The following is a 26,366-nucleotide window of genomic DNA, read 5'->3' on the forward strand; positions in this document are numbered from 1 at the left end:
CTACTGCCCGGAACCCTGCTTCGGCGGCTGGGAGGTGGCATTGCCGCCCTGCGACACCGAGCCACCACCGATGGTTCCCTGCCGCTGTCCGGCCAGGGAGTTGTCCGGCAGAGCGCCGGTGCCGCTCGTGGAACCGCCCGACGCACCGGACGCCGAAGAATCGGGCGTTGTGGAGCCGGACGTGCCGCTTTGCCCGCCGCCTTGGGTGACCTCGCCGCCGACGGTGCCCTGCCGCTGCCCGGCCAGAGAGTTGTCCGGCAGAGCGCCGGTCGATGGGCTGGAGCCTTGGCTTCCGGAACCTTGAGGCATCGCGCCGCCCGTGGTCTGGGCCGACGCCGGAACCGCCGCCACGATCGCGGCGAAGGCCAGCGCGGATGCACCGGCCAGGATGTGAACATGTTTCATGGACCTGTCCTCCGGGATGATGTTGGAAGATCTGGCGCCCTCAACCCGCGTCCTTCGTGCTGCGGTTCCGGCGTGACGCTTCGCCCATGCGGCCGATGTCCTCCTTCGCCCGCTCCTCCCGGCCGGCGTCCTGCGGTTGGTCCTTCTTGAATTCCTGCTCGCTGCCGAGAACGCTCTTCTCGCCGCGCGGCTGGTCCTGAGCCTTGTCGGAATGTCCCGTCATGACGTTTCCTCCACCCGAGCCCGCCCGGCGGGATGACCGGACGGTCGTCTGCTCCATCAACCGGAGGTCGCCGGGGGCGGTTCCGCCCGTCTTATCACCCCTGTTCCGCCGGGCCGCCGCGGCGGGCCCAGAAACCGCGTCCAGGATCGTAGGCGAGGATCGCTCCGCCCAGGAACAGCGCAAGGCACGCGGTGACAGCCAGGAACGCCGTGCCGTTGAATTGCAGGTACAGCGCGAAGCGGATCAGTTCGACCGCCTGCGTGAAGGGGTTGATCCCGGCGATCCAGGCGAGCGTCGGGCTGCCCTCGCGGATGCGCCACAGCGGGTAGAGCGCGGAGGAGGCGAAGAACATCGGGAAGATGACGAAGTTCATCACGCCCGCGAAATTCTCCAGCTGCCGGATGAAGGAGGACAGCAGGAGACCGAGCGCGCCCAGCATCAGCCCGCTCAGCACCAGGGCCGGCAGCACGGCGAGATAGCCGAGTTCCGGCGGCTGGACGCCCCAGAACCAGGCGATGGCGAGGAAGACATAGACCTGGGCGATCGACACCAGGACGCCGGCCAGCAGCTTGCAGACCAGCAGGTACCAGCGCGGCAGCGGGCTGACCAGCAGGGTCTTCATGCTGCCCATCTCGCGGTCGTAGACCATGGACAGCGAACTCTGCATCCCGTTGAAGAGCTGGATCATCGCCACCAGCCCCGGAGTCACGTAATCCTCGTAGAGGATGTAGGTCTCGTAGGGCGGGATGATCGACAGGCCGAGCACCGCGCGGAAGCCCACCGCGAAGATGGCCAGCCAGACCAGCGGCCGCACCAGCGCGGCGAAGAACCGCTCGCGCTGGTGCACGAAGCGCAACCCCTCGCGAACGATCACCGCGCGCAGGCAGCGCCAGCGGAGCGTCGCGTTCATTCCCTCCCCCCCGTCTCCGTCAGCCGGGCGAAGGCGTCGCCCAGGGTCGCGGCACCGGTGGCGGCGCACACCGCCTCCACCAGCCCGGCAGCCAGCACGCGCCCGCGGTGCAGCACCACGACGCCGTCACCGTCGCGCGCCTCGTCGATCAGGTGGGTCGCCCAGAGCACGGCCAGCCCACGCTCCCGGCAGAGGTCGTGCACATGGTCGAGGACCTGCCGGCGCAGCGCGATGTCGAGCCCGACGGTCGGCTCGTCCAGCAGCAGCAGGCTGGGGCGATGGAGCAGAGCACGGGCGATCTCCACCCGCCGCCGCTGGCCGCCGGACAGGGTGCGCACGCGCTCGTCGGCGCGCTCGGCCAGACCGATGCGGGCCAGCTCCTCGCCCGCCCGCGCTTCGATGTCGGCGGGCGCCAGCCCGTGAAGCCCGCCGTGGTAGCGCAGGTTCTGGATGACGGTCAGGTCCGGGTCGAGCGTCGGCTGCTGGAACACCACGCCGATGCGCGCCAGCGCCTGGGCCGGGTGCCGGCGCATGTCGGCGCCGAAGACGCGGATGCTCCCCCGGCGGGTGTTGTAGAGCCGCGTGATCAGCGAAAAGAGTGTCGTCTTCCCGGCGCCGTTGAGCCCCAGCAGCACGGTGAACCGCCCCGCGGGGATGCCGAACGACACGCCGTCCAGCGCCGCCCGCGATCCGAAGCTGTGGCTCAGCCCCTCGACCGCCAGGACCGGTTCCGCCGCGGCGTCACCGGAACGGGCTCGCGGGTCGGTTGGCGCCGTTTCGAAGCAATCCATGTCGTCTCCATCGCCGGGAGCAATCGTGTGTGAAATCCCCTCTCCCCAGAGGGGAGAGGGCTATAAGGTCACGGCTTGACGATCACGCCCCAAGGCGCGCCGCCGACCGAGATCGACTTCACGACCCGGCCGCGCTCCAGGTCCATCACCGACATGTCGTTGCTGACGCCGTTCGTCGTGTAGAGGCGTTTCTCGTCCGGCGACAATGCCAGGTTCCAGACTCGTTGGCCGACGAGATGGTAGCGCTTCACCTCGTAGGTCTTGGCGTCGATCTCGGCGACCCGGTTGGCCGGGCCGAGGGCAACGAAGGCCCGCTGCCCGTCGCTGGTCAGCTGAATGCCGACCGGCTGGATGGATTCGCGCGGCACGCCCTGGACCGCGAAGCTGATCTTGTGGACGAGCTTGCGCGAGGCCGCGTCGATGACGCTGACTGTCCCGCCGACCTCCGACGACACCCAGACGAACCGCCCGTCCCCGGTGAACTGGGCGACGCGCGGGCGCGCATCGACCAGCACGTTGTCGATGATCTTGTGCGACTCCGTGTCGATGAAATGGGCCATGTTCGTCGTTTCGGACGTGTTCACCAGAATCTTGCCGTCCGGGCTGACCCCCATGCCCTCCGGCTCCACCCCCACCTGGATCTCGCCGATGATCTTCTTGCTCGCGATGTCGACCACCGAGACCATGTTGTCGTCCTCGTTGGCGACGTAGAGCCGATGCCCCTGCGGGTCGAGGACGAACAGCTCCGGATCCGGGCCCGACGGCAGCCGGTCGACCACCTTCTGGGTCGCCACGTCGATGACATCGATCCGATTGTCGTCGCCGACGCAGACGAAGATCCGCGTCATGTCCTCGTTGAAGGTGATGCCGCGCGGCCGGCGGCCGACCTTGATCGTGGCGACCACCTGCAGCTTGCCGCCGTCCACAACCGATACGGTGTTGCTCTTCTCGTTCGACACGAAGATGGTGTCCGCCTGCGCGGGCTGGGCAACGGCGAAGCCCAGCAGCGCTAAAGCGCCGATCCGGGCGGCTCCTCCGGTTAACGACATGACGTTCCCTCCCATGGTTGCCCCCTGCCGGGGCTTTTCTCAGCGGTTGCGGCACCGGCTTTCCGGGCGATCGTCGCCGAGCGTGTCGAGTTCCGAGAACTGGTGCAGGTAGCCCGGCTGCGGCGACACCGAGACGAGCACCCGCGGCCCGGCCAGCAGCACCGGCTGCCGAAGCTGCCCGTCCCAGTCGCGGAAGGTCAGCCCCTGCCCCTTGAAGGCCGGCAGGGCGAAATCCGGGCCGCGCACGAAGGCGGCAAGCGCCGCGGGGTCGGCGGACTTGGTGCGCGTCGCCGCCTCCCCCACCGCACGGACGGCCATCCAGGCGGTGTAGTCGCGCGGACGCATCCAGCGCCCGGCCTGCCGTTCGAAGCGGCTGTGAATCTGTGTCGCCCCCCACTGCTCATGCACGCGCGACCACGCCGTCGGGACGAGCCCATGGGTGCCGACGACCGGGCGGGGCAGCCACGTCTGGTAGAGCAGATATTCGCCGAACCCGTCCGCCTCGTCGGCGACGACCAGCACGTCGTGCTCGGTGCCCTGGGTGAAGGTGAGGATTTCTGACTGGACGGTGACGTGGCCGGTGTCGACGCGGCGGTTCGCGTCCTCGAAGGTCCAGCGCTTTTCCTCGACGATCTTGGCGCGGTAGCGCTTGGCGGCGGCGCGGATCGCGTCGGCGTAGGCGGCGTCCTCCGGCGTCCGCCCGACCACCAGCAGCCAGTTCATCCATTTCCGCGACGCGAGATACTGGGCCAGCGCGTCGGCCTGCATCCGCCGGCTGGGCGTCACATGCAGCAGATTGGCGCGGCAGCGCTCGTTGCGCAGGTCGTCGTCCGGGGCGCGGGTGTTGAAGATCAGCATGTCGCCCGCCTCGGGCGCCGCCGCCGCGGCGAGAAGCGCGTCCTCCCTCAGGTCGGCGACGAGCAGGCGCACGCCCTGCCCGGCGAGGTCGCGCACGGCGTCCTCGACGCGCCCGTCCTCCGGCACGGTCACCTCGACCAGATCGAAGCGCTGGTTGAGGAACCGCCCCGTCGTGTTGTTGTCGGCGATGGCGAGGCGGGCGCCCTGGACGCCCTCGTCCTCCGACACCGGTTCGAGGAAGGTCTGGGGAATCCGCGGCTCCTCCGCGCGGGTCAGATAGCCGATGCGGACCACCAGCGGATCGGCGCCCCACGCCGGGTCCCCGAACAGGAGCACCGCGGCGACGGTCAGAAGGGCGGCGGCCCGGCTCACGGGAGGCCGCCCGCTACGCTTCTGCAAGGATAAGCACCTCTCCGATTCCCCCGGCCGTCCGGTCGCCGATAAGGCGCCGGGCACGGGTTCCGGCGGTTGGAAATCCACTGGGCCATGCCCCGCCATCGATCAGCTCCTTCCGCATCAGGTCCAGAAACAGCCAGTCGTTCATGCCGCCGTCGACGAAACCGGACGGAACAGACTCCAGGGCTCGCTGCAACAGGATGGAGCCGCGGCGCATGGCCTGCCCCGCATCGGGTCCGCAACCGGTGCCGACGACGATGGTCCCGGCGATCATCCGGGCGCCGCACAGGCTCCCCACCCGGCCGTGGACGGCGATCAGTCCACGGCGCATCCGCTCGCCGACCCGCTCGCCGGCGTTGCCCATGACGACGACGGTGCCGCCGCTCATGCCGCGCGTGCCGCCGGCCAGCGGTGCCCCCAGGAAATCGCCGGCATCGCCCGCGACGCGCAGGCGTCCGCCGGACATTTCGGCGGCGACGAAGGCGCCGCAGTTTCCTTCAATGGTCAGCGTGCCACCGCTCATGGCGCTGCCGGCGTAGGCGCCGCAATCCCCCTCGACCCGAATCTCTCCAGTGCTCATGCCGGTCCCCACCCCGTCGAGCACCGCACCACCGGGTCGTAGGACCAAGCTACCGGGATGGCCGCCGTCCTCCAGCGTGAACAGCGTGTCCAGCCGATGGCGCTCCCGACCGCGGAGCAGCGTCAGCCCGGCCAGCGCCTCCCGTCCGCCAGCGGCCAGCCGCTCCGGCAGCACGCCCGTCATGTCGATGGGCGGACCGGAAGGATCGCGCGTGGTGAGGATGATGCCGCTCATGCCATCACCTCGTGCAGGCGGAACTGGTAGCGGCCGAGCTTGCCGCCGTAATTGCCGGCGGTGACCGATACCACCCCGCCCTCGGCGCCGAGGTCCGCCACCGCGGCGATGCCCGCGCGCATGGCGGCGGCGACCGCCGCTTCGCTCACCCCGTCGATGACCAGTTCGAGGATGGATTCCACCCCCTCCGGCACCAGAGACGCCGGCACCGCCGCCCGCAGGGTCGGGCAGAAGGCGGTGTTGGTGGAGGCGATCATCCCCTTGTACTTGCCGCCGATCTTGGAGCCGGAGCGGACCACCCCGCCGGGAAAGGGCAGGATCGCCCCCGGCAGTTGGCGGATCGCCAGGACCGCGGCCTGCGCCGCTGCCAGTCCGGCGCGGCAGTCCGCCGCCAGGATGATGAAGTTGCCGCCGCCGACGCCGTCGACCGCCGAGGTGGCCGCCTCGCACAGGAATTCGCCGTCCATGACCGGGATGCGCCAATAGCGGCGGGACCCGACCCGCTTGGCGATCTGCCAGCCGTCGCCGAAATAGCGCAGCGCGTTGCCGAGCGGGATTGTCGGCCCGTCCAGCAGCCCCGCGTAGCAGGCCGTCCCGGGGCAGGTCATGACACACTGCCCGACGCGGCGCGCCACCTGCTTCGCCAGTTCCGCCTTGGACATGGCGAACAGCAGAACCGCGGCGCCGGGCCGGGAGTCCGGGGTTTCATCGGATGGCAACACGCGTTCCAGCGCCGCCTCGCAGCCGCAGGCGATGACCGAGGTGGCGAAGCCCGTCAGGCTGACCACCGCCGCCTGGACCCAGTCCGGCGTGTCGGCGGTGATCACCAGCCGCGTGCCGAGCATGGGAAAGGCCTCGGCAAAGGTGTCCTCGATGTGGACGCCGTTGAGCCGCATCAGAACGCCCCCGGAAGACAGGCGTGGCGGACGAGGCCGGTGCCGCCTCGGATTTCTTCCTCCGCGATGCGGAAATGCGTCAGCCGCTGGCCCATGCGCTCGTCGAAGCGGCGCGCCATCCAGGACTCGATCGTCGGGTCGTAGGCCGGCTCGACCACATGCGTGCGCCCCTGGAGGACCGCCACCACCACGCCGTCGCGGACGATCAGCCGGCCATCCTTGAAGACGAGGTCGGGTTTCTCGAACATGGCGCGGCGGTCCGGCCGGTCGGTGTAGACGGTGATGTCGGCGACCGCCCCCGGCCCGAGATGGCCGCGGTCGGTCAGGCCCAGGATGCGCGCCGGCGCGGCGCGGGTCATGGTGGCGATCTCGCCCAGCGAATACTCACGCGTCAGCGACCCCAGGATGGTGTGTTCCGGCAACGCCGGGTGCAGCTCCGCCATCCGGGCGAGGCGGTGATCGCGGTCCATCAGCAGTCGGATCAGCTCGGGATAGCTGGTGAAGGGCGCGCCGTTCGGGTGGTCGGTGGTGAGGAAGACGCGCCAGGGATCCTCGATCAGCAGGAACAGCTCCAGCCCGATCGCCCATTGCAGCGCGTTGACGAAGACCTTGTCGCGGTAGCGGAAAGGCACGACGCCGCAGCCCGCGTCGCATTCGATGTCCATCATCACCCATTTCTTCGGGTGGGCGAGCCCGGCGTTGTTCATCTGCGCCATGGTGTCGGCCGAGGCCGTCACCGTCTGGCCGAACATGATCTGCCCGACGTCCACCGAGATGTTGGGCCGGCGGTTGACCGCCTCGGCCACGCGCGCGGCGGAGGAGGAGAATTTCCGGTCGCCCTCCGCGCCGTAGGCGTGGAACTGGACGTGGGTGAGGTGAAGCCGCAGACCATCGACCGCCGCGATGCTGTCGAGCGTCGCCTCGACATTGCCGGGAACGCCGAGGTTGAAGCCATGCAGATGCAGCGGGTGCGGAATCCCCAGCCGCTGCACCGCCCCCGCCAGGGAGGTGAGGATGCGGCGCGGCGTGATGGCGTGGAACGGGCCGTTCTCGTCCACGTCGAGGCGGCGCTGGTTGTACTTGAAGGCGTTGATGCCGCCGGGATTCACCGCCTTGACCGCGAGGCTGCGCGTGGCGTTCAGCATGAAGCCGACGTAATCGGCCACCGCCTCCTCCCCGGCGCCGGAGGCGAGAAGCTCCAGCAGCAGGTCGTCGTTGCCCAGCACCAGATAGCCGCCGGTGTCGATCAGCGGGATGTCCGCCATCTCCAGATGCGCGTGGCGGGCGTTGCTGGGCAGCATCGCCGGCTCGAAGGCCGCCGTGTAGCCCATCTGGGCGTAGCGGCAGCCGGTGGCGTGGGTGGACGGGGTGGCAAGGCCGACGCATCCGCAAGGCTCCTGCGCCGCCGCGCGGTGCTCCTCCGCCATCAACAGGCGCGCGATGTTGACCTTTCCCCCGGCGATGTGGCTGTGGATGTCGATGGCGCCGGCCATCACGACCCGCCCGGACAGGTCGTGGACCTCGTCCGGTGCGGCGCCGGGGCCGGGATCGGCAACGATCCGCCCATCCCGGACGAACAGGTCGCCCACCGCTCCGTCGCGCCCGTTGGCCGGGTCGTAAAGGCGCGCCCCGGCGAGCTTCGTCAGCATGTGGGCGCCTCCTGTGGCAGGGCGGCGGCGATGGCCTTCAGCACGGTCGCGGCGTCCGGCAAGCCACGGTCGATCAGGCCCCGCGCGCGCAGGGCGACCACCGTGTCGCTGCGGAAGACGTGGGCCGCATGGTCGATGCCCGGCGTGCCGACGGGGATGAACACCGCCGGCTCGTCGGCAAAGGCCGTTCCCGGCGGGGCCAACGCAATGACGGTCTGCCCCGCGGAAAAGGCCGGCACCTCCGGCCGGAAGGCGGACACCCAGACGACGGTGTCCGCCACCTCCGCATAGCGCATCCAGGCGAAGCGGTGGGGATCGTGCAGCGGCGCCCCTCTGGCCAGCGACGTGCGCAGCGGCACGCCGAAGTGCCACGTGCAGACCTGATTGACCCCGACCACATTGTCGTACCCGGCCAGCGGCAGACCGGCGCAGCGGGTGTGCCGGTTCGCGTCGCGCACAAGACCGACCAGCCGTTCCACCGTCAGGTCGGCGTGCGGGCTTGCAAAAGCAGCGGCGGCCCAGGCCACGACGGCGTAGCGCGCCTTGCGCAGCCGCTCCGCCAGGGCGGCGATGTCGCCGGCCGCGATGCCGGCGGCTCCCGAAACACGGGACGGCTCGGCCAAGGCCGCGGCCAGCGCCGCCACCACGTCCCCGACCCGCGCCGGGTCCCCAGGCAAAATGGTGACAGGAAGGTTGGTAAGTGCCGCCAGAGTGCTATCCAGCGGCTCGCCGCACAGGAACACCACCTCCCGCGATGGCGGTGATTGGAAGGCCGGTGTGGGCGCCACCCAGCGCTCGAAGAGGCGGGGATGCAGCGCCGCCGGGTCCGGTCCGGCCACCACCAGCAGGTCGCAGCGGTTGCGCAGTTCGGCCAGGGTGGTGGCGATCCAGCCCGTGCGCTGGAGCACCGCCAGATTTCGGTACAGCCCGTCGGACAGCACGTGATCGACCACCGCCCCCAGCCGTTCGGCGAGCGACAGGGCGGCCCGCGCGCCATCGACGTCGGTGCCGAGACCGGCGACCAGGGGCGCTTGCGCTGCCGCCAGCACCGCCGCGGCGGCCTCCACCGCCTCCATCAGCGGAACCGGGACGCCCGCGACGCGCGGCGCTTCTGCCGGCGGCGTGCGGGAAAAGCGCTCGCGCGCCACCGGGCAGTCGGTGGAGCGCACCGCCAGCGTCGACGGCGGTTCCTCCTCGACGGTCAGGTCGTCGCAGCCGAGGCCGCAGAACGGGCACACGACGTCGCGATGGACGACGGGTCGCGCGACGGGAGAGATTGGCCGGTCGCTCGCCATGCCGTCAGTCGTACTTGATGTAGGCGAAGCGCGGGTCGTCGCGGGGCGTGCCCTCCAGGGCGCCGCCATCACGGGCGGGCTGCCACTGGATGACCTCCTCGATCTTGCGGGCGAGGTCGAAATCCTTGTCGGTGATGCCCTTGGCCGAATGAGTCTTCAGCCGCACCTCGACCCAGGCGTAGGAGGCGGTGAGGTCCGGGTGGTGCCACGCGGCCTCGGCCAGATGGCCGACCGTGTTGATCACCATCAGGGTGCCCTTCCAACTGTTCGTCTTGTACTTGCGCCGAATCCAGCCGTCCTCGAACCGCCACCTCGGCAATATTTTCTGCAGTCGCTCAGCGATTTCCGTATCGGAATAGGTGGTTTCCTGAACCGCGGTCATGTCTTCCTCCCCGAAGTGACCGAACAGTCCTCACCCCGAAGAGGTATATACTATTGGATCGGGGTCTTTCTTTAACGAAAGATTATCATGACTAAAAGAACGACGCAACTTTCCTTAAGCGAGTGAGGTCCTCATGCCACTCGGCGTCGATGAAATCAGGGAGGTGCGGGTCACGGCGCCCGCGCGGTTGCATTTGGGGTTTCTCGACATGAACGGCGGTCTGGGCCGCCGTTTCGGCAGTTTGGGCCTGACGCTCGACGGGATGGCGACGACGCTGCAAGCGCGACCCTCCGACCACCTCAGCGCAAGCGGCCCATCGGCGGAGCGCGCGCTGAAGGCCGCGCGGGCGGTCTGCGACCGTTTCCGCTGGCCGGCCTGCGCCGAACTGACGGTGGAGGAGGCCATTCCCGAGCATGTCGGGCTGGGGTCCGGCACCCAACTCGGCTTGGCGGTCGGCACCGCGCTTGCGCATCTGCACGGGCGTCCTTCGACGGTGCGCCGCCTCGCCGCGGAGCTGGAGCGCGGCGCCCGTTCGGGCATCGGGATCGGCGCCTTCGAGAACGGCGGCGTCATCCTGGACGGTGGCCGCGGGCCGGACGACGCGCCGCCGCCCATCGTCGCGCGCCTGCCATTTCCGGAGTCCTGGCGGGTCCTGCTGATCCTGCACCGCGACGGCCAGGGGCTGCACGGCACCGCCGAGTTGCAGGCATTCAAGGCGCTGCCGCCCTTTCCGGCGGAGCGGGCCGGGCATCTCTGCCGCCTGATCGTCATGGCGGCGCTTCCGGCGCTGATCGAGGGCGACGCCGACCGTTTCGGGCAGGCGGTGGGCGAGCTGCAACGCACCGTGGGCGACCATTTCGCCCCGGTCCAAGGCGGGCGCTTCACCAGCCCCCTGGTCGCCGAGGCGCTAGCGTGGCTGGAGACCGAGGGCATTCCCGGCGTGGGACAGACGTCCTGGGGGCCGACCGGCTTCGCCATCGTCGGCGACGCCCGGCGGGCCGAGGCCCTGCTGGCGGAGGCGCGGCGCCGCTGGGCAGGCTCCGCGCTGGACTTCCATCTGGCCCGTGGCCGCAACGACGGCGCGACGCTGGAATCCACCATCGACCGGGTGGTGCTGCGGGCCTCCTGACCCCACACACCCGAGCCAAGCGGGAGGCGCGCGATGGCCGCACCCTATGTTCTGCACATGCTGACGCCGCTGAAGCACGTCAGCGCCTTCGACGTCAACATGGCGGCGGACGCCGGCATGGGGCCGCTGTTCCCCTACACCGGCGTCGCGCTGGACGAGGTCACCGGCATCACCCAGGACGCGATGTTCTCCCGCGATCCGGCGAACGCGGCGCGCACCGGGCTGTTCATCGGCGGGCGCGACGCGGTCCTGGCGCTCGACATGATGGACGCCGCCCGCAAGGCCATGTTCGCGCCCTTCACCATCTCGGTCATGGTCGATCCGTCGGGCGCCTTCACGACGGCCGGCGCCATGGTCGCCGTCGTCGAGCGCGCCCTGCGCCGCAGCCATCCGGACGGGATCAAGGGGCTGACCCTCAAGGTGTTCGGCGCAACCGGCGTGGTCGGCGGAATCGCCGCCGTGATCGCAGCCCTCGCCGGCGCGCGCGTCACACTGGTCAGCCACCGCGGCCTGTCGGGCGTCGAGCCGAAGGCCGCCGAGTTCCGGCGGCGCTTCGGGGTGGAACTCGCCTGCGCCGACGCACCCGACGACGCGGCGCGGGAGGCGCTGCTCGCTGATGCCGAGGTGGTGTTCGGCTGCGGGCGGGCCGGCATGCAGATCCTGTCGGCGCGCAACCTCGCCGCGGCGGGGCGCCTGCTGGTCGCGGCGGACATCAATGCGGTTCCGCCGTCCGGGATCGAAGGGGTCGGCCCCAAGGACAACGGCACACCGCTTCCCGGCGGCCGCGGCGTCGGCGTCGGTGCGCTGGCGGTCGGCGCGGTCAAGTTCCGGGTGCAGCACGCCCTGCTGACCCGCCTCGCCGCGGCGAAGTCGGCGGAGTATCTGGATTTCTGCGATGCCTACGACGCCGCCCGCCAGATCGCCGGCTGACACGGTGACGGAGGGTCCAGACATCGTCGTTGCGGCCCTGTCGGCGCGGGCGCTCGCCGCCGCCGCCCGCCGCGCCGGCCGGCGGCCGGCGTCCATCGATCTGTTCGCCGATCTCGACACCAGACAGCTTGCCGAGCCCTGCCTGCGTCTGCCCACCGAAGGTCTGCGTCTGGAGTTCGGAGCCCTTCGGGAGGCTCTGGCGCGGGCGGAGCTGCAAGGCGTGCCGCTGGTCTACGGTGCCGGCTTCGAAGACGATCCGGCGCTGCTGGCGCGCCTCGCGGAGGATCGCCCGCTGATGGGCAACCGGCCCGAGGTGGTGGCGCGCGTCAAGGACCCGTTCCGCTTCGCCGCGACCCTGGATCGGCTCGGTATCTCCCACCCTCCGGTCGCGCCGGCCTGGGACGGATCGCCCGGCGACCATCTGCGGAAACGGATCGGCGGCAGCGGCGGCGCGCACATCACCCCAGCGACGGACGGGAAAGCCAAGCCGGGCTGGTACATCCAGCGTCGCATTGCCGGTCATGCCCTGTCGGTCCTCTTTCTCGCGAACGGCGACCGCGCGGTCATCGTCGGCTTGAGCCGGCAGTGGACCGCGCCGACCGCGGCAAGCCCCTACCGCTACGGCGGTGCCGCCGGACCCTGGCGCTGTCCGGAGCGCTGGACCCGGACCTTGCCCGCCATGATCGGCCGCATCGCGGCGGCGTTCGAACTGGTCGGATTGAACAGCGCCGATTTCCTGGTGACTGGCTCGGACTTTCATCTGTTGGAGATCAACCCGCGACCGGGCGCGACGCTGGACGTCTTTGACCGTTCCCCAATGCCGCCCTTGCTTGGCCTCCACCTAGACGCCTGCGCCGGGTGCCTGCCCGACCGCCTGCCGACGTTGTCGAGGTGCCGGGCGGCGGCGGTGTGCTACGTCGACGCTGCCACACGGATCGAGACCGGTCGGCACTGGCCGACCTGGACCGCCGACCGGCCGGCGGCGCCAACCATCATCGGGGGCGGCGAGCCGGTCTGCACGGTGTTCGGCGACGGGCCCAGCGCCACCGCAGCGCGACGCCACGCCGAGCGGCGGCAACGCGAACTGGCGGCCCTGAACGCGATGGAGATGCAGTGATGACCACGGAAACGCCGTCCGATCCACGCCCGAGCCTCGCCGCGCTGTCGGCGCCGTTGGTCGAACGGCTGGTGGCCGATGCCCCGGTGCTTCGCCTCGGCGTCGAGAGGGTCGGCGGGGCCTGCGTCATTGATGCCGGGATCGGCCATTCCGGCGGGCTGGAGGCCGGACGCCGCATCGCCGAACTGTGCATGGGCGGCCTTGGCCGCGTCACGCTTGGCCCGGTGCCGGGGCCGCCGCCCTGGCCATTCGGCGTCACCGTCCACAGCGCACAGCCGGTCCTGGCCTGTCTCGGCAGCCAATATGCCGGCTGGAGCCTCAGCCACGGCAGCGGCAAGGGCGCCTTTTTCGCGCTGGGCTCCGGCCCCGGCCGCGCGCTGGCCCGGCAGGAGGCGCTGTTCGACGAGCTGGCCTATCGCGACACCGCCGACGCGGCGGCCTTCGTCATGGAGGCGACGGCGGTGCCGCCCGCCGAACTGATCGCCCACATCGCCGACACCTGCGGCATCGCCGCGGACCGGCTGACGCTGGTCCTCACCCCGACCCAGAGCCTCGCCGGGACCACCCAGGTCGTCGCCCGCGTGCTGGAGGTCGCCCTGCACAAGCTGCACGCCCTCGGCTTTCCGCTCGATCGCGTCGTCGACGGCATCGGCATGGCGCCGCTTCCCCCGCCCGGCGGCAAATTCCTCACCGCGATGGGCCGCACCAACGACGCGATCCTCTATGGCGGCACGGTCCATCTGCACGTCACCGGCCCGGACGACGAGGCGGAGGATCTGGCGCACCGCCTGCCCTCGTCCTCCTCCCGCGACCATGGACGCCCCTTCGCGGAGGTCTTCGCGGCGGCGAAAGGGGACTTCTACGCCATCGATTCCATGCTGTTCAGCCCGGCGCGCGTGACCGTCACCGCCCTGGACAGCGGGCGCAGCTTTCACGGCGGAACCCTGGCGCCGGACCTCGTGGAGCGCTCGTTCCGCGATGTCCGGTGAGCGCGCCGCCCTGATCCTCACCGAACGGCCCGACTGGCACACGCCGCGGCTGGTCCGGGCCATCGAGGCGCGCGGCCTGCCCTGCCGCTGCGTCTCGCCGCGGCGCTGCGGGATCGCCGTCGGTCACACGGCGACGGGCCTGCTGATCCCCGGATTCGAAGACACGTTGCCGGCGGGCGTGTTCGTCCGCGCGGTCGGCCAAGGCAGCTTCGAGCAGGTGACGCTGCGCCTGGGCGTGCTCCACGCGCTGCGCGACCTCGGCGTGCCGGTCTGCAACGACGCGCGGGCGATCGAGCGTTGCGTGGACAAGAGCATGACCAGCTTCCTGCTGGCCCGCGCCGGGCTGCCCACCCCGCCGGCCCTCGCCGTGCAGGAGGCCGAGCCGGCCCGGCGCCTCCTCGACCATGCGCCCGGTCAGGTGCTGAAACCACTGTTCGGCGCACAGGGGCGCGGCCTGCAACGGTTGGACGGTCCAGAGGCGTTGCCCGACACCGAAGCGGTCGGCGGCGTCTACTACCTCCAGCCCTTCATACCGCCGCGCAGCGAGGGCGCGTGGCGGGACCGCCGTGTCTTCGTGGTGGGCGGTCGGGCGATTGCCGCGATGACCCGGCATGGGCGGAGTTGGATCACCAACGTCCATCAGGGAGCGGCGTGCGAGGCCGCTCCCGCCGACGACGAACCCGCCGCGCTCGCCGTCCGCGCCGCCGCGGTTGTCGGCGCAAGCTATGCCGGCGTCGACCTGATCCAGGACCATGCGGATCGCTGGCTGGTTCTGGAGATCAACAGCATGCCGGCGTGGCAAGGGTTGCAGCGGGTCAGCGCGGTGGACATCGCCGACGCCCTGGCCACCGACTTCGTGGAGCGCATCGGCGCATGATCGCCTGGGTGTCGATTCCACCCGATCCGGCGTCCGGAGTGGCCGGCGCCTACCGCGCCGCCTGCCACCTGGAGCTGCGCGCGCTGAAGCCCGGAAACGTCCACATCCATGCCGAAGGACACGGCATGACCGTCGCCCAATTCCTCGCCAGCGCCGAGGCGACCGCGCCCATCCTCGCGCGGCCGGGGCTGAGCGTCGGGGAGCGGCTGCACGCCGCCGTCCATGCCACACGCGCGGCCGTCGGCTGCAACACCAACCTCGGCATCCTGCTGCTGGCCGCACCACTGGCCCAGGCCGCGTTGACGACCGGCGACACCCCCTTGCGCGACCGGTTGCGCCATGTCCTCGCCAGCCTGACGGTGGCGGACGCAGAGTTGGCCTTCCAGGCGATCGCGCTGGCCGAACCCGCCGGGCTGGGCCGCGTGGAGGGGGCGGACGTGCACGCCCCGGCGCGGGTTACTCTCCTCGACGCCATGCGGGAGGCGCAGGACCGCGACACCATCGCCCGGCAATACGCGACGGGCTTCGCGGACGTCTTCGACACCGGCGTGCCGAGCCTGCGGCGATGGCTGGACGCCGGGGCGGGGTTCGAGCAGGCCACGGAAATGATTTATGTCGAATTCCTCGCCACCCTGCCCGACAGCCATGTCATCCGAAAATACGGGCGGGAGCGTTCTGAATGGTTACGCGCACGGGCTTCGGAATTGAGGGAAAACACGGCTCCGGATCGTGCATTCACGCTAACGCGATCGCGCTTGGCGGAACTGGACCGGGACCTCAAATACAATGGTGTCAACCCGGGAACGACCGCGGATATTGTCGTGGGTTGCCTTCTTGCGTTCTGGCTCATGCAATCCCCGCAGCCGCCCGTCATAACGGACGTTCTTCAAAAAGACGCGCTCCACGAAGAACGCCGGCAACGCTAGGGAGAGAGGACATGCCGATGTGGGGAGGACAGTCCACGAAGATCAACCGCGTGCTCGTCGGCGAGTCGCTGGTCGGTGATGGGAACGAGGTCGCCCACATCGACCTGATCATGGGACCGCGCGGCAGCGCCGTGGAAACGGCCTTCTGCAACGCGCTGACCAACAACAAGGACGGCTTCACCGCCCTTCTCGCGGTCGTCGCACCCAACCTGATGTGCAAGCCGGCGACGATCCTGTTCAACAAGGTCACCATCAAGGGCGCGGAGCAGGCCGTGCAGATGTTCGGTCCCGCCCAGCACGCCGTCGCCAAGGCCGTGGCCGACTGCGTGTCGGAAGGCACCATCCCGCAGGACGAGATCGACAACATCTTCATCTGCGTCGGCGTCTTCATCCATTGGGAGGCCAAGGACAACGCCAAGATCCAGGACTACAACTACCGCGCCACCAAGGAGGCCATCGAGCGCGCGGTCGCCAGCTTCCCCAGCGCGCAGGACCTGATGAACCAGAAGGACAAGGTGAAGCATCCCTTCGCCGCGTGACCCGCTTACCGGGACAGGGCCGCCAGGTCCGCGCCGCCGATGCGGCCGTCGTGCAGCGCCGTCGCCACCAGGGCGCCGGCGCTGCCGCGCGCCGCGAGGTCACGGAGGTCGTCGCCGTTGCGCACACCGCCGGCGGCGAACAGGCTGGCCTGCGGCTTGGTCCGGCTGATCTCCGCGAGGCGGTTCCAGTCCGGCCCCTCGCCCGATCCGACGCGGGCTAGGGTCATGGCGATGATCCGCTGCGGCCACAGGTCGGGACGGTCCGGCAGGTCCGGCGGCCCGACGAAGCGGTCGCGGAAATCGAGCGAGAGGATCACCCGCTCCCAGGTTGGATCGGCCTTCAACGCGGCCAACGGCGCGAGACCGTCCAGGCTCTCACTGCCGAGCACCGCGTCGCCGAGCCCCGACGCGACGAAGCCGCGCACGGCGTCGGCGCTGCGGAACCCGGCATCGACCCAGAACCCGACGTCCGGAAAAGCCGCTTTCAGCTGGGCCAGCGCCGGCCGGTTGTCGCCGGTGCCCTGGATGGCGTCGAGGTCGGCGGCATAGACCACTCGGAACGGATGCAGGCGAAGCAGACCACCGACCACCGCCAGCGGGTCGTTGCCGGCGCACAGCGAGGAGCGCAGGGGCGGATAGCGTCCACGGTCGCCACGGCGGGCGTGGACCACACCGCCATCCCTGAGGTCGATCACCGGAACAACCTGGACCATCTCGCACTCCCTTGCCTGCATCGAGGCGGACAGCATGCGCATCCTGGTTGTCGAGTTTGTGACCGGCGGCGGCATGCCGCCGGATGCCCTCATCCCTGCCAGCCTCGCCCGCGAAGGCGACCTGATGCTCCACGCCCTGCTGACCGACCTGCTGGAAGTGCCGGGGGTGGAGGTGACGGTCACCCGCGACGCCCGCCTTCCGCCGCTCACGGCGCCCGTGCGCAGCATAACCATCACCGACCCGCGCGAGTCCTGGTCGCTTTGGGAGGACCTCACCCGGCAGGCGGATGGCGTCTGGCCGATCGCCCCGGAAACGGACGGCGCGCTGGAGCGCTTCAGCCGCATGGTCGAGGCCAGCGGGCGCCTCCTGCTCAACAGCCGCGCCGACGCGGTGGCCGTCGCGTCTAGCAAGGCGGCGACCGCGGCCGTGCTGGCGGCGGCCGGCCTGCCCGTCGTCCCGGTCTGGCGGGTCGGTGCCGTCGCCGCGGACGGGCCGCCGGGGAACGATCCCTGGGTCGTCAAGCCCGACGACGGGGCCGGCTGCATCGACACCCGGCTGATCCGCGACCAAGCTGACTGGCGGGGCTGGCTGGACGAGGCGGACCGGAGCGGTTTCGTGGCGCAGCCCTTCCAACCGGGCACGCCGGCCAGCCTGTCGATGCTCTGCCGCGATGGACGAGCGTGGCCGCTGACCGCCAACCGCCAGAGCGTTTCGCTGTCCGGCGGCCGCTTCTCCTACGGCGGGGGGATCGTCGGCGGGATGGCGCTGTCCTCCGCCCTTACCGATCTCGCGCAGAGTGTTGCGGCGGCGCTGCCCGGCCTGTTCGGCTGCGTGGGCGTGGATCTCATTATCGGTCCTGGCGAGCCGACGATCATCGAGGTCAACCCGCGCCTCACCACCTCTTCGGTTGGCCTGCGGCGTGCAACGGGGCTGAACGTCGCCGCCGCGGTGCTGGATCTGGCGCGCGACCCGCCGGTCCCGCCGCAGCCAGTGGGGCGCATCGAACCGGTTCTGCTGACGCTGGAGAAGTGAGCCATGGACGGCGGCGCGTTGATCGGATTGGACATCGGCGGGGCGCACCTGAAAGCCGCCCTATTCGACGAAACCGGAACGCTCCGCGACCTCGACCAATGGCCCTGTCCGCTATGGTTGGGCCTCGACCGCCTGGAGCAGGCCGCCGCAGCAGTGGTCGCCCGCTGGGGCAAGCCATGCCACGTCGCCGCGACGATGACCGGGGAGTTGGCGGACCTGTTCGACGACCGCGCGGACGGCGTGCGCCGCATCGTCGCCACGATGCGCTCCGCCCTGCCCACTGCGGCACTCAGCGTCTTCGCCGGCCCCCGCGGGCTGGTGCCGGTCGATGGCCTGCCCGATTGCGCGGAGGCGGTGGCCTCCGCCAACTGGTACGCCACCGCCTTGGTGGCCGCGGCGGGCGGAGACGGCATCCTGCTGGATGTCGGAAGCACGACGACCGACATCGTTCCGCTCGTCGGCGGCGGCCCGCTCCATGCCGGCTATTCCGATGCCGAGCGGCTGGACAGCGGCGAGCTGGTTTACACGGGCGTTGTGCGCACCCCAGTCATGGCGGTGGCCCACACGGTCCCCTATGGAGGAGGCCGGCGCGCATTGATGGCGGAGCTGTTCGCGACGATGGCCGACGTCCATCGCCTGAACGGTACGCTGCCGGAGGACGCCGATCAACACCCGACGGCGGACGGACGCGACCAGAGCGTCGCCGCCAGCGCGCGGCGGCTGCTGCGGATGGTCGGCGACGACCTGGAGCCGGCCGGGTTGCTCAAGGCCCGCCGCCTCGCTGGCCATCTCGCGGAACGCCAACTCCGCCAGATCGAGGACGCGCTCGATCAGGTGCTGTCGCGGGGCTCGATGGCCGACACTCCGCCGCTTGTCGGCGCCGGGGTTGGCCGGTTCCTGGCGCGGCGTCTGGCCGAACGCCGGGGGGCGGCCTACTGCGATTTCGAAGCGCATCTGCCAGTGGCGCCAGCCTTGCGGGAGCGCACGGGATGGTTCGCCCCCGCCGTCAGCGTCGGCTGGCTTGCCTTCGACGGTGCGCCGCACAAACACCTTTGCCCGGTTGCCGCCCCCGTCGAAGCGGCTTCATACTCGCGCGATTGAACACAATGCAGGACCGGACGATGGCTGCTGCGGCCACGTTCCTCCAGCCGTCCGCGCACACGGCGCTGGCCGGCGTCTGGCTGTTCGTCTGGCTGCTCTGGGCGGCCCCGGCGCCGGCCGATCCCCTGCCCGTGTTCGAGGTCGCCCCCGGTGTGTTCGTGCACGCCGGCCGCCACGAGGAAACCGACGCGACCAACGCCGGGGATATCGCCAACTGCGGGTTCGTCGTCGGGGACGACGCAGTCGCCGTGATCGACAGCGGCGGCTCGCCGGTTATTGGACATCGCTTGCGTGAGGCGATCCGCGTCCGCACCGACCGGCCGATCCGCTACGTCGTCAACACCCACATGCACCCGGACCACATTCTGGGAAACGTGGCCTTCCTGCCCGACCGGCCCGATTTCGTCGCCCACCGCAACCTACAGGCAGCTCTTGCGGCGCGCGGGGAGCATTACCGGCAGGCGTTCGACGCCGCGGTCGGTTCCGTCGCCGCCGCGGAGGTCCGGATCATCCCGCCGACCATCGCGGTCGCCGACCGCCTGGAACTCGATCTGGGAGGGCGCGTGCTCGACCTCGTCGCCTGGCCGGTGGCCCACACCGACAATGACCTGACGGTGCTCGACCGGCAGACGAAGACTCTGTGGACCGGGGACCTGCTGGTCGTGGAGCGGGCACCGGCCATCGACGGCTCCGTCCTCGGCTGGCTGCGCAGCCTCGACGCTCTGGCCGTGGAACCGGCGGCACGCGTCGTTCCCGGACACGGCCCGCCCTCGGCCCCCTGGCCGGATGCGGCCGGGGACCTGCGCCGCTACCTGAGCCGGGTCGTCGAGGGTGTCCGCAAGGTCCAGGCCGCCCACGGCACGATCCAGCAGGCGGTCGAGACGGTCGCCGCCGAGGAGGCGTCGCGCTGGCGCCTGTTCGAGTCCTACAACCCGCGCAACGTGACGGCGGCCTTCGCCGAACTGGAATGGGAATGACACCATGACCACACCGCACCGGACCATCCGCAGGTTGTCGGGCGCCGCACTGTCGGGCGCCGCCTGGCTGTGCCTGGGCAGCGTGGGCGCTCTGGCGGCCTCGCCGCAGGAGGAACGCTGGGACCTGCTGCGCGACATGTATTTCGCGGGCCGCACGGTCGAGGATGCCGGCCCGCTCCTCAGCCTGGAGGCCCCGAAGCGGGCCAACGACGCGGCGGTCGTGCCCATCCGGATCGTGACGGCGCCGGGAAGCGGCGTCCAGGTGACCGCGGTCCACCTCATCGTCGATGAGAATCCCGTGCCGATGGCCGCGACCTTCCGCTTCGCCCACGGAGACAGCCCGCAGGCGGTGGACACCCGCGTCCGGGTCAACGCCTACACCAACATCACCGCCGTCGCGGAGACCGGCGACGGGCGGCTGCTCCGCACCACGCAATTCGTCAAGGCATCCGGGGGATGCTCCGCCCCGGCCCTGAAAAACGCCCAGCTCGCCGTCGCCCGCATGGGCAAGATGAAGCTGAACCTGCCCGACAGCATCGTCGCCGGAAAGCCGCTGACCGCGCAGTTGCTGATCAGCCACCCCAACTACACCGGCATGCAGTACGACCAACTCAACTACTATTTCATCCCGGCCCATTACGTAAAGACGGTCGCCATCCGCTACAACGGGGCGCCGGTGCTCGACGTGCAATCGGACATCTCGTTGAGCGAAGACCCCAGCATCCATTTCTCGCTGGTGCCGGACGAGCAGGGGACGCTGGACGTCACCGCCGAGGATTCGAACGGACGGATTTTCCAGGAGAGCTGGCCAATTCGCGCCAATTCCGGTTCCTGAAAGTCGCCTGCGCCGCCGCCGGACCCGTCAGAAGCATTTCAGGTCGGCGGCGACCTGGGCCTGCCGGAACTCGTTCAGCAGGTCCTTGATCCACCCGACGTCGCGCATCAGCGCGGCGCGCTCGCCGGGTGCCTCCTGCATGCCCCGCGCGGTCTCCACCGCCACGTAGCTGTCGTAGGGGAAATGCGCGGCGATCTCGTCGATGCTGCAGGAGCATTTGCGCACCACGTCCGGTCCCTGGCCGTTGGACAGCATGCAGCCGAGGACGTAATCGACGCGGGCATAGGTGGGGTAGCTATCCTCGGCCTGCGCCGTGCCACAACCGATCAGAAGCGCGATCAACGCAACCGGAACACCATTCCTCGTCATCGGGTCGGGTCCATGCTGGTCTGTCCGAAGAAACGCGTCATCATGGTGTGACGATCACGCAATCCACCTCAAGCACGCATTCGGAGATTGCCGTATGACCAAAACCAAAGCCTATGCCTGCGTACTGCCTTGGCCACGCGGCAACGGCTCGAACCGTGCGAACCATTGGCCCACGCCATCCGGCGCCGTGATGTCGTAGTACAGCGAGGACAGACGCAGACGGCCGGCGCCCTCCAACCGTGGTCCCGTCGCCATGGTGTGAAAGCTCTCGCCACCCACCACGCGGTGCGCGATGGTGAGATAGAGGCGTGACAGCATCCCGTCCCGCAGCATGGTGGACAGCATGCGGGGGCCGGTCAGCAGATACACGCTGCGAAAGCCGAGTTTGCCGAGTTCCCGGACCAGCGGCGCCCCCTCCACCGACGCACCGTCGCCGACGACGATCACCGGATGGCCGCACGCGCGCAGCGCGTCGACCCGATCGCTCGGGGCCTGCCGACCGGTCGCGATCAGAACGCGCTGCTTCTCCCGGATGACCGACTGCGGAATCGGAAAATCGAGGCTGGCGCTGGCGATCACAATGGCGGGCTGGGCGGACAGGCCGTTCTCGTGCCGCCACCGCGCAAGGTCGCGGTCCACGGCGCGCGTCCCGATCTGCAGCACGTCGTCCAGCCGGCCCGCCGCGAGGTCGCGCAGATAGCCACCGTGCGTGACGAGGCAATCGGCCTGGGCCTGCAATTCGAGGAACAGGCGGAAATCGTTCTCGCTGGTGATCTCGACCGGAAGGTGGTTCGCGTCGCCATCCTGCAACGCGATGCGCCCGTCGAGGCTGCCGACGAAGCTCGCATAGACGAACGGCGCCGCGGCACTGCCCAAGGTGTGCAGCGCATCGGCCACATAAAGCCCGGCCAGCGCCACCTCTTCGGGCGGTCCCGGAAAAAGCCTCAGCACGCGCGCAGCCATATCCAACGATAGCACCGCCGTCACCGCGGCCAACGGCGCGGAAGGAGGGGGCACGTCGGCCCATCCTTCCCGTCAAGTGAACCACCGGGCGGCATCGCCGGTCTGTCCGACGATGGTGACGCTCACCCCCGGCCGCAGATCGAGCACGGTGTTGCCGTTCACCACCCTCGCCGACGCGATCACGCTTTTGAGATCGAGCGAGGAGTCGAAGAGCGCCAGCCGGTCGGTGCCCGCGGAGAAATCCATCACCACCGATCCGTCGGACGCTCCTCCAAGGGCGAAGGTGTCCGCCCCGGCACCACCCCACGCGGTGTCGGCCCCCTGGTCGAGGAACAGGAGGTAGTCCCCCGCCCCACCGACCAGCGCATCGTCGCCGGCCCCGCCGAACAGCGTGTCGTCGCCATCCTCGCCGAACAGCGTGTCATCGCCATCGCCCCCGCTGGCGATGTCGTTGCCCATTCCCAACGACAGGATGTCGTTGCCGTCCTCGCCGAACAGCGTGTCGTCTCCGTCGCCGCCGAAGAGGGTGTCGTTGCCCGTGCCGCCGAACAGAGCGTCGTTGCCGCTTTCACCGATCAGGACGTCGTTGCCGCCGCCGCCACCCATCGTGTCGTTGCCGGTCCCGCCGCCCATCGTGTCGTTCTCGGCGCCGCCATCCATCAGGTCGTTGCCGTCGCCCCCGTGCATCAGGTCGTCGCCGCCGTCGCCATACAGCGTGTCGTTGCCGAGCGTGCTGGCCACCGTGTCGTTGCCGCCACCGCCCGACAGGAGATCGTCGCCGGGGCCGAGGATGATCGACTGGCTGCCGGCGTCGCCATACACCACCTGGTTGCCCTCGCCGCCGGTCAGCGTCGCCGAACCGATGACCGCGGCGAAGGCCACGGTGTCGAGTTGGATGGTCAGCGGTCCTGCGGCCCCGGTGGTGTCGATGACCAGCGCCGTCGGCAGGGAGGAGCCCACCGCGGCACCGGTGACCCGGACCGCCGCCCCCGGCGTGGCGGGCGCGGTGAAGGCGAGCGTGCGCAGCAGCAGGGACGCCTGTTGCGACAGCGTGCTCAGGTATCGGAGGCTGCCGCTGGACAGGTCCGAACGCGAGGCCGATCCCGCCGTCGTGCGCGCCTCGATCGCCTGGATCAGGTCGGCCTGCGCCAGAGCCGCCCCCTCGCGGACCGTCGGGCCGCTCGCCGTCACGCCCACACCGGTCGGCAAACCGATCTGCAGCGTGGTCACCAGGGTCGGCTGCCCGATTGAGGGGTCGGCCACCGCCTCCTGGACCAGCGGCACATCGGCCAGCCCGGCGTTCGGGCTGTTGGGATCCTCCGTGCGGCCGGCGGCGGGCGCCTGGACCACCACGGTGCTGACGGCCCGTCCGTTGGACTGCGACGCGCGCGTCTGGACCTGCGTGCCGTCCACCACCGCTCCCGCCGCCTTCGCTGCGGTCGCGGTCGCGGCCGCCGAGACATTGCCCGCCGCGTCGGTCAGCGTGACCGCCAGGGACAGGGTGCCGTCGAGCAGGCCGGACACGTCGATCCCGCCGACACTCCCACCCGAACCGGTGAGCGTTCCGGAACCCGTCAGCGGACCGCCACCGCCCGAGGAGGACAGCGTCCAGCGGTAGGTCGCCCCGTTCTCCCCGCCGGAGAGCACGAATCCGACGCTGCTCTGCTTGGCGTGGTCGATGGACGCGTCGTTGAAGGCCACCGACGGCGCCGTCGGGGCGACGGTGTCGATGACGACCGACAGGGCGCCGGACGCCGGGCCGGTGTTGCCCGTCGCGTCGGTCGCCCGCGCGGTGAAGGCGTGGGTGCCGTCCAGGAGCGGCGCCGCGCTGAGATCGGCGACCCAGGCGCCTTGCGCATCGGCGGCGACCGTCGCCACCTCCGCCCCGCCGTCGGACAGGACGACCCGGCTGTCGGCTTCCGCCGTGCCGCGGACGAAGAGCCGGTTGCGGTTGGTGCTGGTGACCGTCACCGGCAGCGTGCCGGCGGAGTCGGCGCTCACCGCGGTGATCGTCGGGCTGCCCGGCGGGGTGACGTCCACCATCGGCAGAGTCAGCGTGCCGGTGGCCGGCGTGGTGAGACCGTCGCTGACCGTCACCGCGACCGTCGCCGTGGCGGCGGTGCCGCCGGTGATCCGCAGGGCGGCCAGGGTCGCGTTCACGTCGGCGACCGACCCGCTGATCGTCAGCGTTCCGTCGCCCGCTGTCGCGACGGTCGCCTGCCCCGCCGCCGTGGCCCCAAGGATCGCCTGGGACGGCGTCAGCGTCACCGTGATCGACGGGCTGTCCGGATCGGTGACCTGAAGGCCCGCCAGCGCCGTGTCGAGTCCCTGGTCGAGGGTGATCGGCTGCGGCAGCGTGAGCGTCGGGGCGACCAGGGTCGCCGGATCGGCGATGGTCACCGCGATGGTCGTCTCGGCGTCGGCCGTCAGCGTACCGAGGTCGCTGGTCGTCACCCGGATCGTTCCGGAGGTCTGCCCCACCGCTCCGGTGAAGGTCAGGGTGGCCAGCGTCGCCGTGATGTCGGCTTGCGTGCCGAGCAGGCGCCAGACGCCCGCGGACGGCTGGGTCAGGGTCACCCCGCCCTGCGGAGTCAAGGCCAGCGCGCCGTTGGCGGGAGTCAGCGTGACCTGAAGCGTCGGGCTGTCATAGTCGCTGACCGACAGGCCCGGCACGGCCGTCGCCACGCCGGACACCACCGACAGGGTGGCGGGCGCGCTGTGCTCCGGCGAGGACAGAACGCCGATCACCAGCAGGCTGTCGGCATCCGGGGTCAACGGCTGGTCGTCGGAGGTTTCGAAGCGGATCGACGCGCTGGTGACGTTGCGCGACGCGGTGAATTCGAGCTGCTGCAGCGTGCGGTTCACGTCCTCCAGCGAGCCGGTGAGCCGGATCTTGCCATTGCCGAGGTCGCTCGTCGTGGCCGAGCCGAAAAGCGGCAGGGTGAGGGTTCCGTTGGTCGGCGTCAGCACGACGGTCATGGTGCCGCCGTCGATGTCGGTGATCTCCAGCCCCAGCACCTCGGTCGACCGGCCGGCGACGATGGTTGGGGTGCTCGGCAGCACGTTGGCCGGCGCCGACTGGATGGCGATGGCGAGCGTGCCCGAGGCGTCCGGCGTCAAGGGATCGCCATCGGCCACCGTCACCGCGATGCTGCCCGCCGTCTGTCCGCCGGTCCCGGTGAAGACCAGCGAGGCCAGCGTCGTGTTGACGTCGGCCACGCTGCCGGTGACCGTCACGGTCCCGTCACCGGCCGTGCTGACCGATGCGGGGCCGGCGAGGCCGAGGCCGCCGTTGCCGGGCGTCAGGGTCACCGTCACCGTGGCGCTGTCGCCGTCCATCACCGACAGGCCGGCGATGGCCGCCGCCGTTCCCGTCACGACCGTTTGAGCGCCGGGCAGGGTGAGCACCGGGTCGACCGGGTCCTCGTTGCGGATGGTCCCCGACGCCGAAGCGGTCTCGATCGCCGTCGCCGTGACGGACGGGTTGGACAGGGTGACGGTGAAGGTTTCGTCCGGCTCGATGGCCGTGTCGCCCGACACCAGGACGGTGATGGTCTTCGTCGTTTCGCCGTCGGCGAAGGAAACGGTGCCCGACGGCATGGTCCCGCCGAAATCGGCGGCGTCGAGCGTGGCGCCTCCCGGTCCATCGCTGGCCGCGACCACCCAGGCGACCGTCAGGACGCCGCTCGCGCTGCCGGCGCGGGTGACGGTGAAGGTGAAGGCGGTGGTTCCGCTGTCTCCCTCCCGCTTGTCGGCGTCGGCTGCCGCGATGGCGAGGCGCGACGGGATGACCACGGCCACCTGGGCCGCGCTGATCTGCTGCTGCAGGTTGGTGCCGGTGAAGGCGGCGACCGCGCCCGACACATCGCCGGCGGCGGTGCCGTTGCGCAGCTCGTCTGCCGCCGTGCCCTGGGCCACCACCTGGGCCTGGGCCATCTGGGTCAGCCCGTCGACACCGCCGCTGTTGGCCGTACCGGCGGTGATCACCGCACCGTTCGACGCCGCGATGACGTTGGCGGCACCCCCCCTCCCCCCGGCCCCCCCCCCCTCCGCCGGGGGGGCCCCCCCCCCCCCCCGCCGGTCCGGACCCGCCCGGCGCTCCGCCCGCAGGCTGGTCACCAGCCCGACGCACATCAGCACCATGACCACCGCGAAGGGCAGCGCCGTCGTCACCGCCGCCGTCTGAAGCGCCTGCAACCC

General features: G+C 70.6%; 26 protein-coding genes. 11 read left to right on the forward strand and 15 right to left on the reverse strand.

The window, feature by feature from the left end:
• The 11 genes from GBZ26_RS04790 to GBZ26_RS04840 form a co-directional block, all read right to left on the reverse strand.
• Entirely contained in the window at positions 1-405 is a 405-nt protein-coding gene (locus GBZ26_RS04790) for a hypothetical protein (RefSeq protein WP_174437842.1), read from the reverse strand.
• Between the two features lie 40 nt (positions 406-445).
• On the reverse strand, positions 446-628 hold the full coding sequence (locus GBZ26_RS04795) for a hypothetical protein (protein ID WP_174437843.1): 183 nt from the start codon (positions 626-628) through the stop codon (positions 446-448).
• Positions 629-722: 94 nt separating this feature from the next.
• Positions 723-1,538, reverse strand: a complete 816-nt coding sequence (locus GBZ26_RS04800) for an ABC transporter permease (RefSeq protein WP_174437844.1) — start codon at positions 1,536-1,538, stop codon at positions 723-725.
• A complete protein-coding gene (locus tag GBZ26_RS04805; RefSeq protein ID WP_174437845.1) occupies positions 1,535-2,329 on the reverse strand; it encodes an ABC transporter ATP-binding protein in 795 nt (264 codons plus the stop codon). The genes GBZ26_RS04800 and GBZ26_RS04805 overlap by 4 nt, the downstream gene beginning before the upstream one ends.
• Before the next feature lie 68 nt (positions 2,330-2,397).
• Positions 2,398-3,378 (reverse strand): PQQ-dependent catabolism-associated beta-propeller protein, encoded by a 981-nt coding sequence (locus GBZ26_RS04810; RefSeq protein WP_174437846.1) that lies wholly within the window; start codon positions 3,376-3,378, stop codon positions 2,398-2,400.
• Between the two features lie 39 nt (positions 3,379-3,417).
• Positions 3,418-4,608, reverse strand: coding sequence for an ABC transporter substrate-binding protein (locus GBZ26_RS04815; protein WP_174437847.1), 1,191 nt, complete (start codon positions 4,606-4,608; stop codon positions 3,418-3,420).
• A 13-nt stretch (positions 4,609-4,621) separates the two neighbouring features.
• Positions 4,622-5,446 carry a formylmethanofuran dehydrogenase subunit C gene (locus GBZ26_RS04820; RefSeq protein ID WP_174437848.1) on the reverse strand — a complete coding sequence of 275 codons (825 nt, stop codon included), beginning with the start codon at positions 5,444-5,446 and terminating at the stop codon, positions 4,622-4,624.
• The gene (gene fhcD / locus GBZ26_RS04825) at positions 5,443-6,342 is read right to left on the reverse strand and encodes a formylmethanofuran--tetrahydromethanopterin N-formyltransferase (protein ID WP_174437849.1); all 900 of its coding nucleotides are present in this window, start codon (positions 6,340-6,342) and stop codon (positions 5,443-5,445) included. The genes GBZ26_RS04820 and fhcD overlap by 4 nt, the downstream gene beginning before the upstream one ends.
• Complete coding sequence (locus GBZ26_RS04830) at positions 6,342-7,991, reverse strand: formylmethanofuran dehydrogenase subunit A (RefSeq protein WP_174437850.1); 1,650 nt, start codon at positions 7,989-7,991, stop codon at positions 6,342-6,344. The genes fhcD and GBZ26_RS04830 overlap by 1 nt, the downstream gene beginning before the upstream one ends.
• Positions 7,985-9,286: a formylmethanofuran dehydrogenase gene (locus tag GBZ26_RS04835; protein WP_174437851.1), complete on the reverse strand. Its 1,302-nt coding sequence runs from the start codon at positions 9,284-9,286 to the stop codon at positions 7,985-7,987. Before GBZ26_RS04835 ends, GBZ26_RS04830 begins: the two co-directional genes overlap by 7 nt.
• Before the next feature lie 4 nt (positions 9,287-9,290).
• Complete coding sequence (locus GBZ26_RS04840; protein WP_174437852.1) at positions 9,291-9,668, reverse strand: 4a-hydroxytetrahydrobiopterin dehydratase; 378 nt, start codon at positions 9,666-9,668, stop codon at positions 9,291-9,293.
• 133 nt (positions 9,669-9,801) lie between these two features.
• Between GBZ26_RS04840 and GBZ26_RS04845 the strand changes: the two genes are divergently transcribed.
• From GBZ26_RS04845 to fae, 7 genes are read left to right on the forward strand one after another with little or no spacing between them, the layout of a single operon-like run.
• The gene (locus tag GBZ26_RS04845) at positions 9,802-10,797 is read left to right on the forward strand and encodes a beta-ribofuranosylaminobenzene 5'-phosphate synthase family protein (RefSeq protein WP_174437853.1); all 996 of its coding nucleotides are present in this window, start codon (positions 9,802-9,804) and stop codon (positions 10,795-10,797) included.
• A 33-nt stretch (positions 10,798-10,830) separates the two neighbouring features.
• Complete coding sequence (locus GBZ26_RS04850) at positions 10,831-11,727, forward strand: NAD(P)-dependent methylenetetrahydromethanopterin dehydrogenase (protein ID WP_174437854.1); 897 nt, start codon at positions 10,831-10,833, stop codon at positions 11,725-11,727.
• Between the two features lie 4 nt (positions 11,728-11,731).
• Complete coding sequence (locus GBZ26_RS04855; protein ID WP_174437855.1) at positions 11,732-12,844, forward strand: ATP-grasp domain-containing protein; 1,113 nt, start codon at positions 11,732-11,734, stop codon at positions 12,842-12,844.
• A complete protein-coding gene (mch, locus tag GBZ26_RS04860) occupies positions 12,844-13,833 on the forward strand; it encodes a methenyltetrahydromethanopterin cyclohydrolase (RefSeq protein WP_174437856.1) in 990 nt (329 codons plus the stop codon). The genes GBZ26_RS04855 and mch overlap by 1 nt, the downstream gene beginning before the upstream one ends.
• Positions 13,823-14,710, forward strand: a complete 888-nt coding sequence (locus GBZ26_RS04865; protein WP_174437857.1) for a RimK family alpha-L-glutamate ligase — start codon at positions 13,823-13,825, stop codon at positions 14,708-14,710. The genes mch and GBZ26_RS04865 overlap by 11 nt, the downstream gene beginning before the upstream one ends.
• Positions 14,707-15,636 carry a triphosphoribosyl-dephospho-CoA synthase gene (locus tag GBZ26_RS04870; RefSeq protein WP_174437858.1) on the forward strand — a complete coding sequence of 310 codons (930 nt, stop codon included), beginning with the start codon at positions 14,707-14,709 and terminating at the stop codon, positions 15,634-15,636. Before GBZ26_RS04865 ends, GBZ26_RS04870 begins: the two co-directional genes overlap by 4 nt.
• A gap of 11 nt (positions 15,637-15,647) precedes the next feature.
• The gene (gene fae, locus GBZ26_RS04875) at positions 15,648-16,175 is read left to right on the forward strand and encodes a formaldehyde-activating enzyme (protein ID WP_275945596.1); all 528 of its coding nucleotides are present in this window, start codon (positions 15,648-15,650) and stop codon (positions 16,173-16,175) included.
• Between the two features lie 5 nt (positions 16,176-16,180).
• Here the strand turns inward: fae and GBZ26_RS04880 are convergent, their stop codons facing one another.
• Positions 16,181-16,888, reverse strand: a complete 708-nt coding sequence (locus GBZ26_RS04880; protein ID WP_174437859.1) for a HisA/HisF-related TIM barrel protein — start codon at positions 16,886-16,888, stop codon at positions 16,181-16,183.
• Positions 16,889-16,922: 34 nt separating this feature from the next.
• Between GBZ26_RS04880 and GBZ26_RS04885 the strand changes: the two genes are divergently transcribed.
• From GBZ26_RS04885 to GBZ26_RS04900, 4 genes are read left to right on the forward strand one after another with little or no spacing between them, the layout of a single operon-like run.
• Positions 16,923-17,921, forward strand: a complete 999-nt coding sequence (locus GBZ26_RS04885; RefSeq protein WP_174437860.1) for an ATP-grasp domain-containing protein — start codon at positions 16,923-16,925, stop codon at positions 17,919-17,921.
• An 18-nt stretch (positions 17,922-17,939) separates the two neighbouring features.
• Positions 17,940-19,022, forward strand: a complete 1,083-nt coding sequence (locus GBZ26_RS04890) for a hydantoinase/oxoprolinase family protein (protein WP_246654084.1) — start codon at positions 17,940-17,942, stop codon at positions 19,020-19,022.
• 20 nt (positions 19,023-19,042) lie between these two features.
• Positions 19,043-19,999: a quinoprotein relay system zinc metallohydrolase 2 gene (locus GBZ26_RS04895; RefSeq protein WP_246654085.1), complete on the forward strand. Its 957-nt coding sequence runs from the start codon at positions 19,043-19,045 to the stop codon at positions 19,997-19,999.
• 4 nt (positions 20,000-20,003) lie between these two features.
• Positions 20,004-20,834, forward strand: coding sequence for a quinoprotein dehydrogenase-associated SoxYZ-like carrier (locus GBZ26_RS04900; RefSeq protein WP_174437863.1), 831 nt, complete (start codon positions 20,004-20,006; stop codon positions 20,832-20,834).
• Positions 20,835-20,861: 27 nt separating this feature from the next.
• On the opposite strand, the gene GBZ26_RS04905 is transcribed toward GBZ26_RS04900, so the two are convergent.
• The 3 genes from GBZ26_RS04905 to GBZ26_RS04915 form a co-directional block, all read right to left on the reverse strand.
• Positions 20,862-21,203, reverse strand: coding sequence for a hypothetical protein (locus tag GBZ26_RS04905; protein ID WP_246654086.1), 342 nt, complete (start codon positions 21,201-21,203; stop codon positions 20,862-20,864).
• 111 nt (positions 21,204-21,314) lie between these two features.
• Positions 21,315-22,166: a RibD family protein gene (locus GBZ26_RS04910; RefSeq protein WP_174437864.1), complete on the reverse strand. Its 852-nt coding sequence runs from the start codon at positions 22,164-22,166 to the stop codon at positions 21,315-21,317.
• 72 nt (positions 22,167-22,238) lie between these two features.
• On the reverse strand, positions 22,239-26,366 hold a 4,128-nt coding region (locus tag GBZ26_RS04915; RefSeq protein ID WP_174437865.1), incomplete at its 5' end, for an Ig-like domain-containing protein.

Origin of the sequence: Azospirillum formosense (genome assembly GCF_013340925.1) — a bacterium.
Classification (GTDB): Bacteria; Pseudomonadota; Alphaproteobacteria; order Azospirillales; family Azospirillaceae; genus Azospirillum; species Azospirillum formosense.

Excerpts from the sequence above, each read along its gene's own strand:
- GBZ26_RS04790 (WP_174437842.1), bottom strand. The coding sequence starts at position 405 with ATGAAACATGTTCACATCCTGGCCGGTGCATCCGCGCTGGCCTTCGCC.
- GBZ26_RS04795 (WP_174437843.1), bottom strand. The coding sequence starts at position 628 with ATGACGGGACATTCCGACAAGGCTCAGGACCAGCCGCGCGGCGAGAAG.
- GBZ26_RS04800 (WP_174437844.1), bottom strand. The coding sequence starts at position 1,538 with ATGAACGCGACGCTCCGCTGGCGCTGCCTGCGCGCGGTGATCGTTCGC.
- GBZ26_RS04805 (WP_174437845.1), bottom strand. The coding sequence starts at position 2,329 with ATGGATTGCTTCGAAACGGCGCCAACCGACCCGCGAGCCCGTTCCGGT.
- GBZ26_RS04810 (WP_174437846.1), bottom strand. The coding sequence starts at position 3,378 with ATGTCGTTAACCGGAGGAGCCGCCCGGATCGGCGCTTTAGCGCTGCTG.
- GBZ26_RS04820 (WP_174437848.1), bottom strand. The coding sequence starts at position 5,446 with ATGAGCGGCATCATCCTCACCACGCGCGATCCTTCCGGTCCGCCCATC.
- fhcD (WP_174437849.1), bottom strand. The coding sequence starts at position 6,342 with ATGCGGCTCAACGGCGTCCACATCGAGGACACCTTTGCCGAGGCCTTT.
- GBZ26_RS04830 (WP_174437850.1), bottom strand. The coding sequence starts at position 7,991 with ATGCTGACGAAGCTCGCCGGGGCGCGCCTTTACGACCCGGCCAACGGG.
- GBZ26_RS04835 (WP_174437851.1), bottom strand. The coding sequence starts at position 9,286 with ATGGCGAGCGACCGGCCAATCTCTCCCGTCGCGCGACCCGTCGTCCAT.
- GBZ26_RS04840 (WP_174437852.1), bottom strand. The coding sequence starts at position 9,668 with ATGACCGCGGTTCAGGAAACCACCTATTCCGATACGGAAATCGCTGAG.
- GBZ26_RS04845 (WP_174437853.1), top strand. The coding sequence starts at position 9,802 with ATGCCACTCGGCGTCGATGAAATCAGGGAGGTGCGGGTCACGGCGCCC.
- GBZ26_RS04850 (WP_174437854.1), top strand. The coding sequence starts at position 10,831 with ATGGCCGCACCCTATGTTCTGCACATGCTGACGCCGCTGAAGCACGTC.
- mch (WP_174437856.1), top strand. The coding sequence starts at position 12,844 with ATGACCACGGAAACGCCGTCCGATCCACGCCCGAGCCTCGCCGCGCTG.
- GBZ26_RS04865 (WP_174437857.1), top strand. The coding sequence starts at position 13,823 with ATGTCCGGTGAGCGCGCCGCCCTGATCCTCACCGAACGGCCCGACTGG.
- GBZ26_RS04870 (WP_174437858.1), top strand. The coding sequence starts at position 14,707 with ATGATCGCCTGGGTGTCGATTCCACCCGATCCGGCGTCCGGAGTGGCC.
- fae (WP_275945596.1), top strand. The coding sequence starts at position 15,648 with ATGCCGATGTGGGGAGGACAGTCCACGAAGATCAACCGCGTGCTCGTC.
- GBZ26_RS04880 (WP_174437859.1), bottom strand. The coding sequence starts at position 16,888 with ATGGTCCAGGTTGTTCCGGTGATCGACCTCAGGGATGGCGGTGTGGTC.
- GBZ26_RS04885 (WP_174437860.1), top strand. The coding sequence starts at position 16,923 with ATGCGCATCCTGGTTGTCGAGTTTGTGACCGGCGGCGGCATGCCGCCG.
- GBZ26_RS04895 (WP_246654085.1), top strand. The coding sequence starts at position 19,043 with ATGGCTGCTGCGGCCACGTTCCTCCAGCCGTCCGCGCACACGGCGCTG.
- GBZ26_RS04900 (WP_174437863.1), top strand. The coding sequence starts at position 20,004 with ATGACCACACCGCACCGGACCATCCGCAGGTTGTCGGGCGCCGCACTG.
- GBZ26_RS04905 (WP_246654086.1), bottom strand. The coding sequence starts at position 21,203 with ATGACGAGGAATGGTGTTCCGGTTGCGTTGATCGCGCTTCTGATCGGT.
- GBZ26_RS04910 (WP_174437864.1), bottom strand. The coding sequence starts at position 22,166 with ATGGCTGCGCGCGTGCTGAGGCTTTTTCCGGGACCGCCCGAAGAGGTG.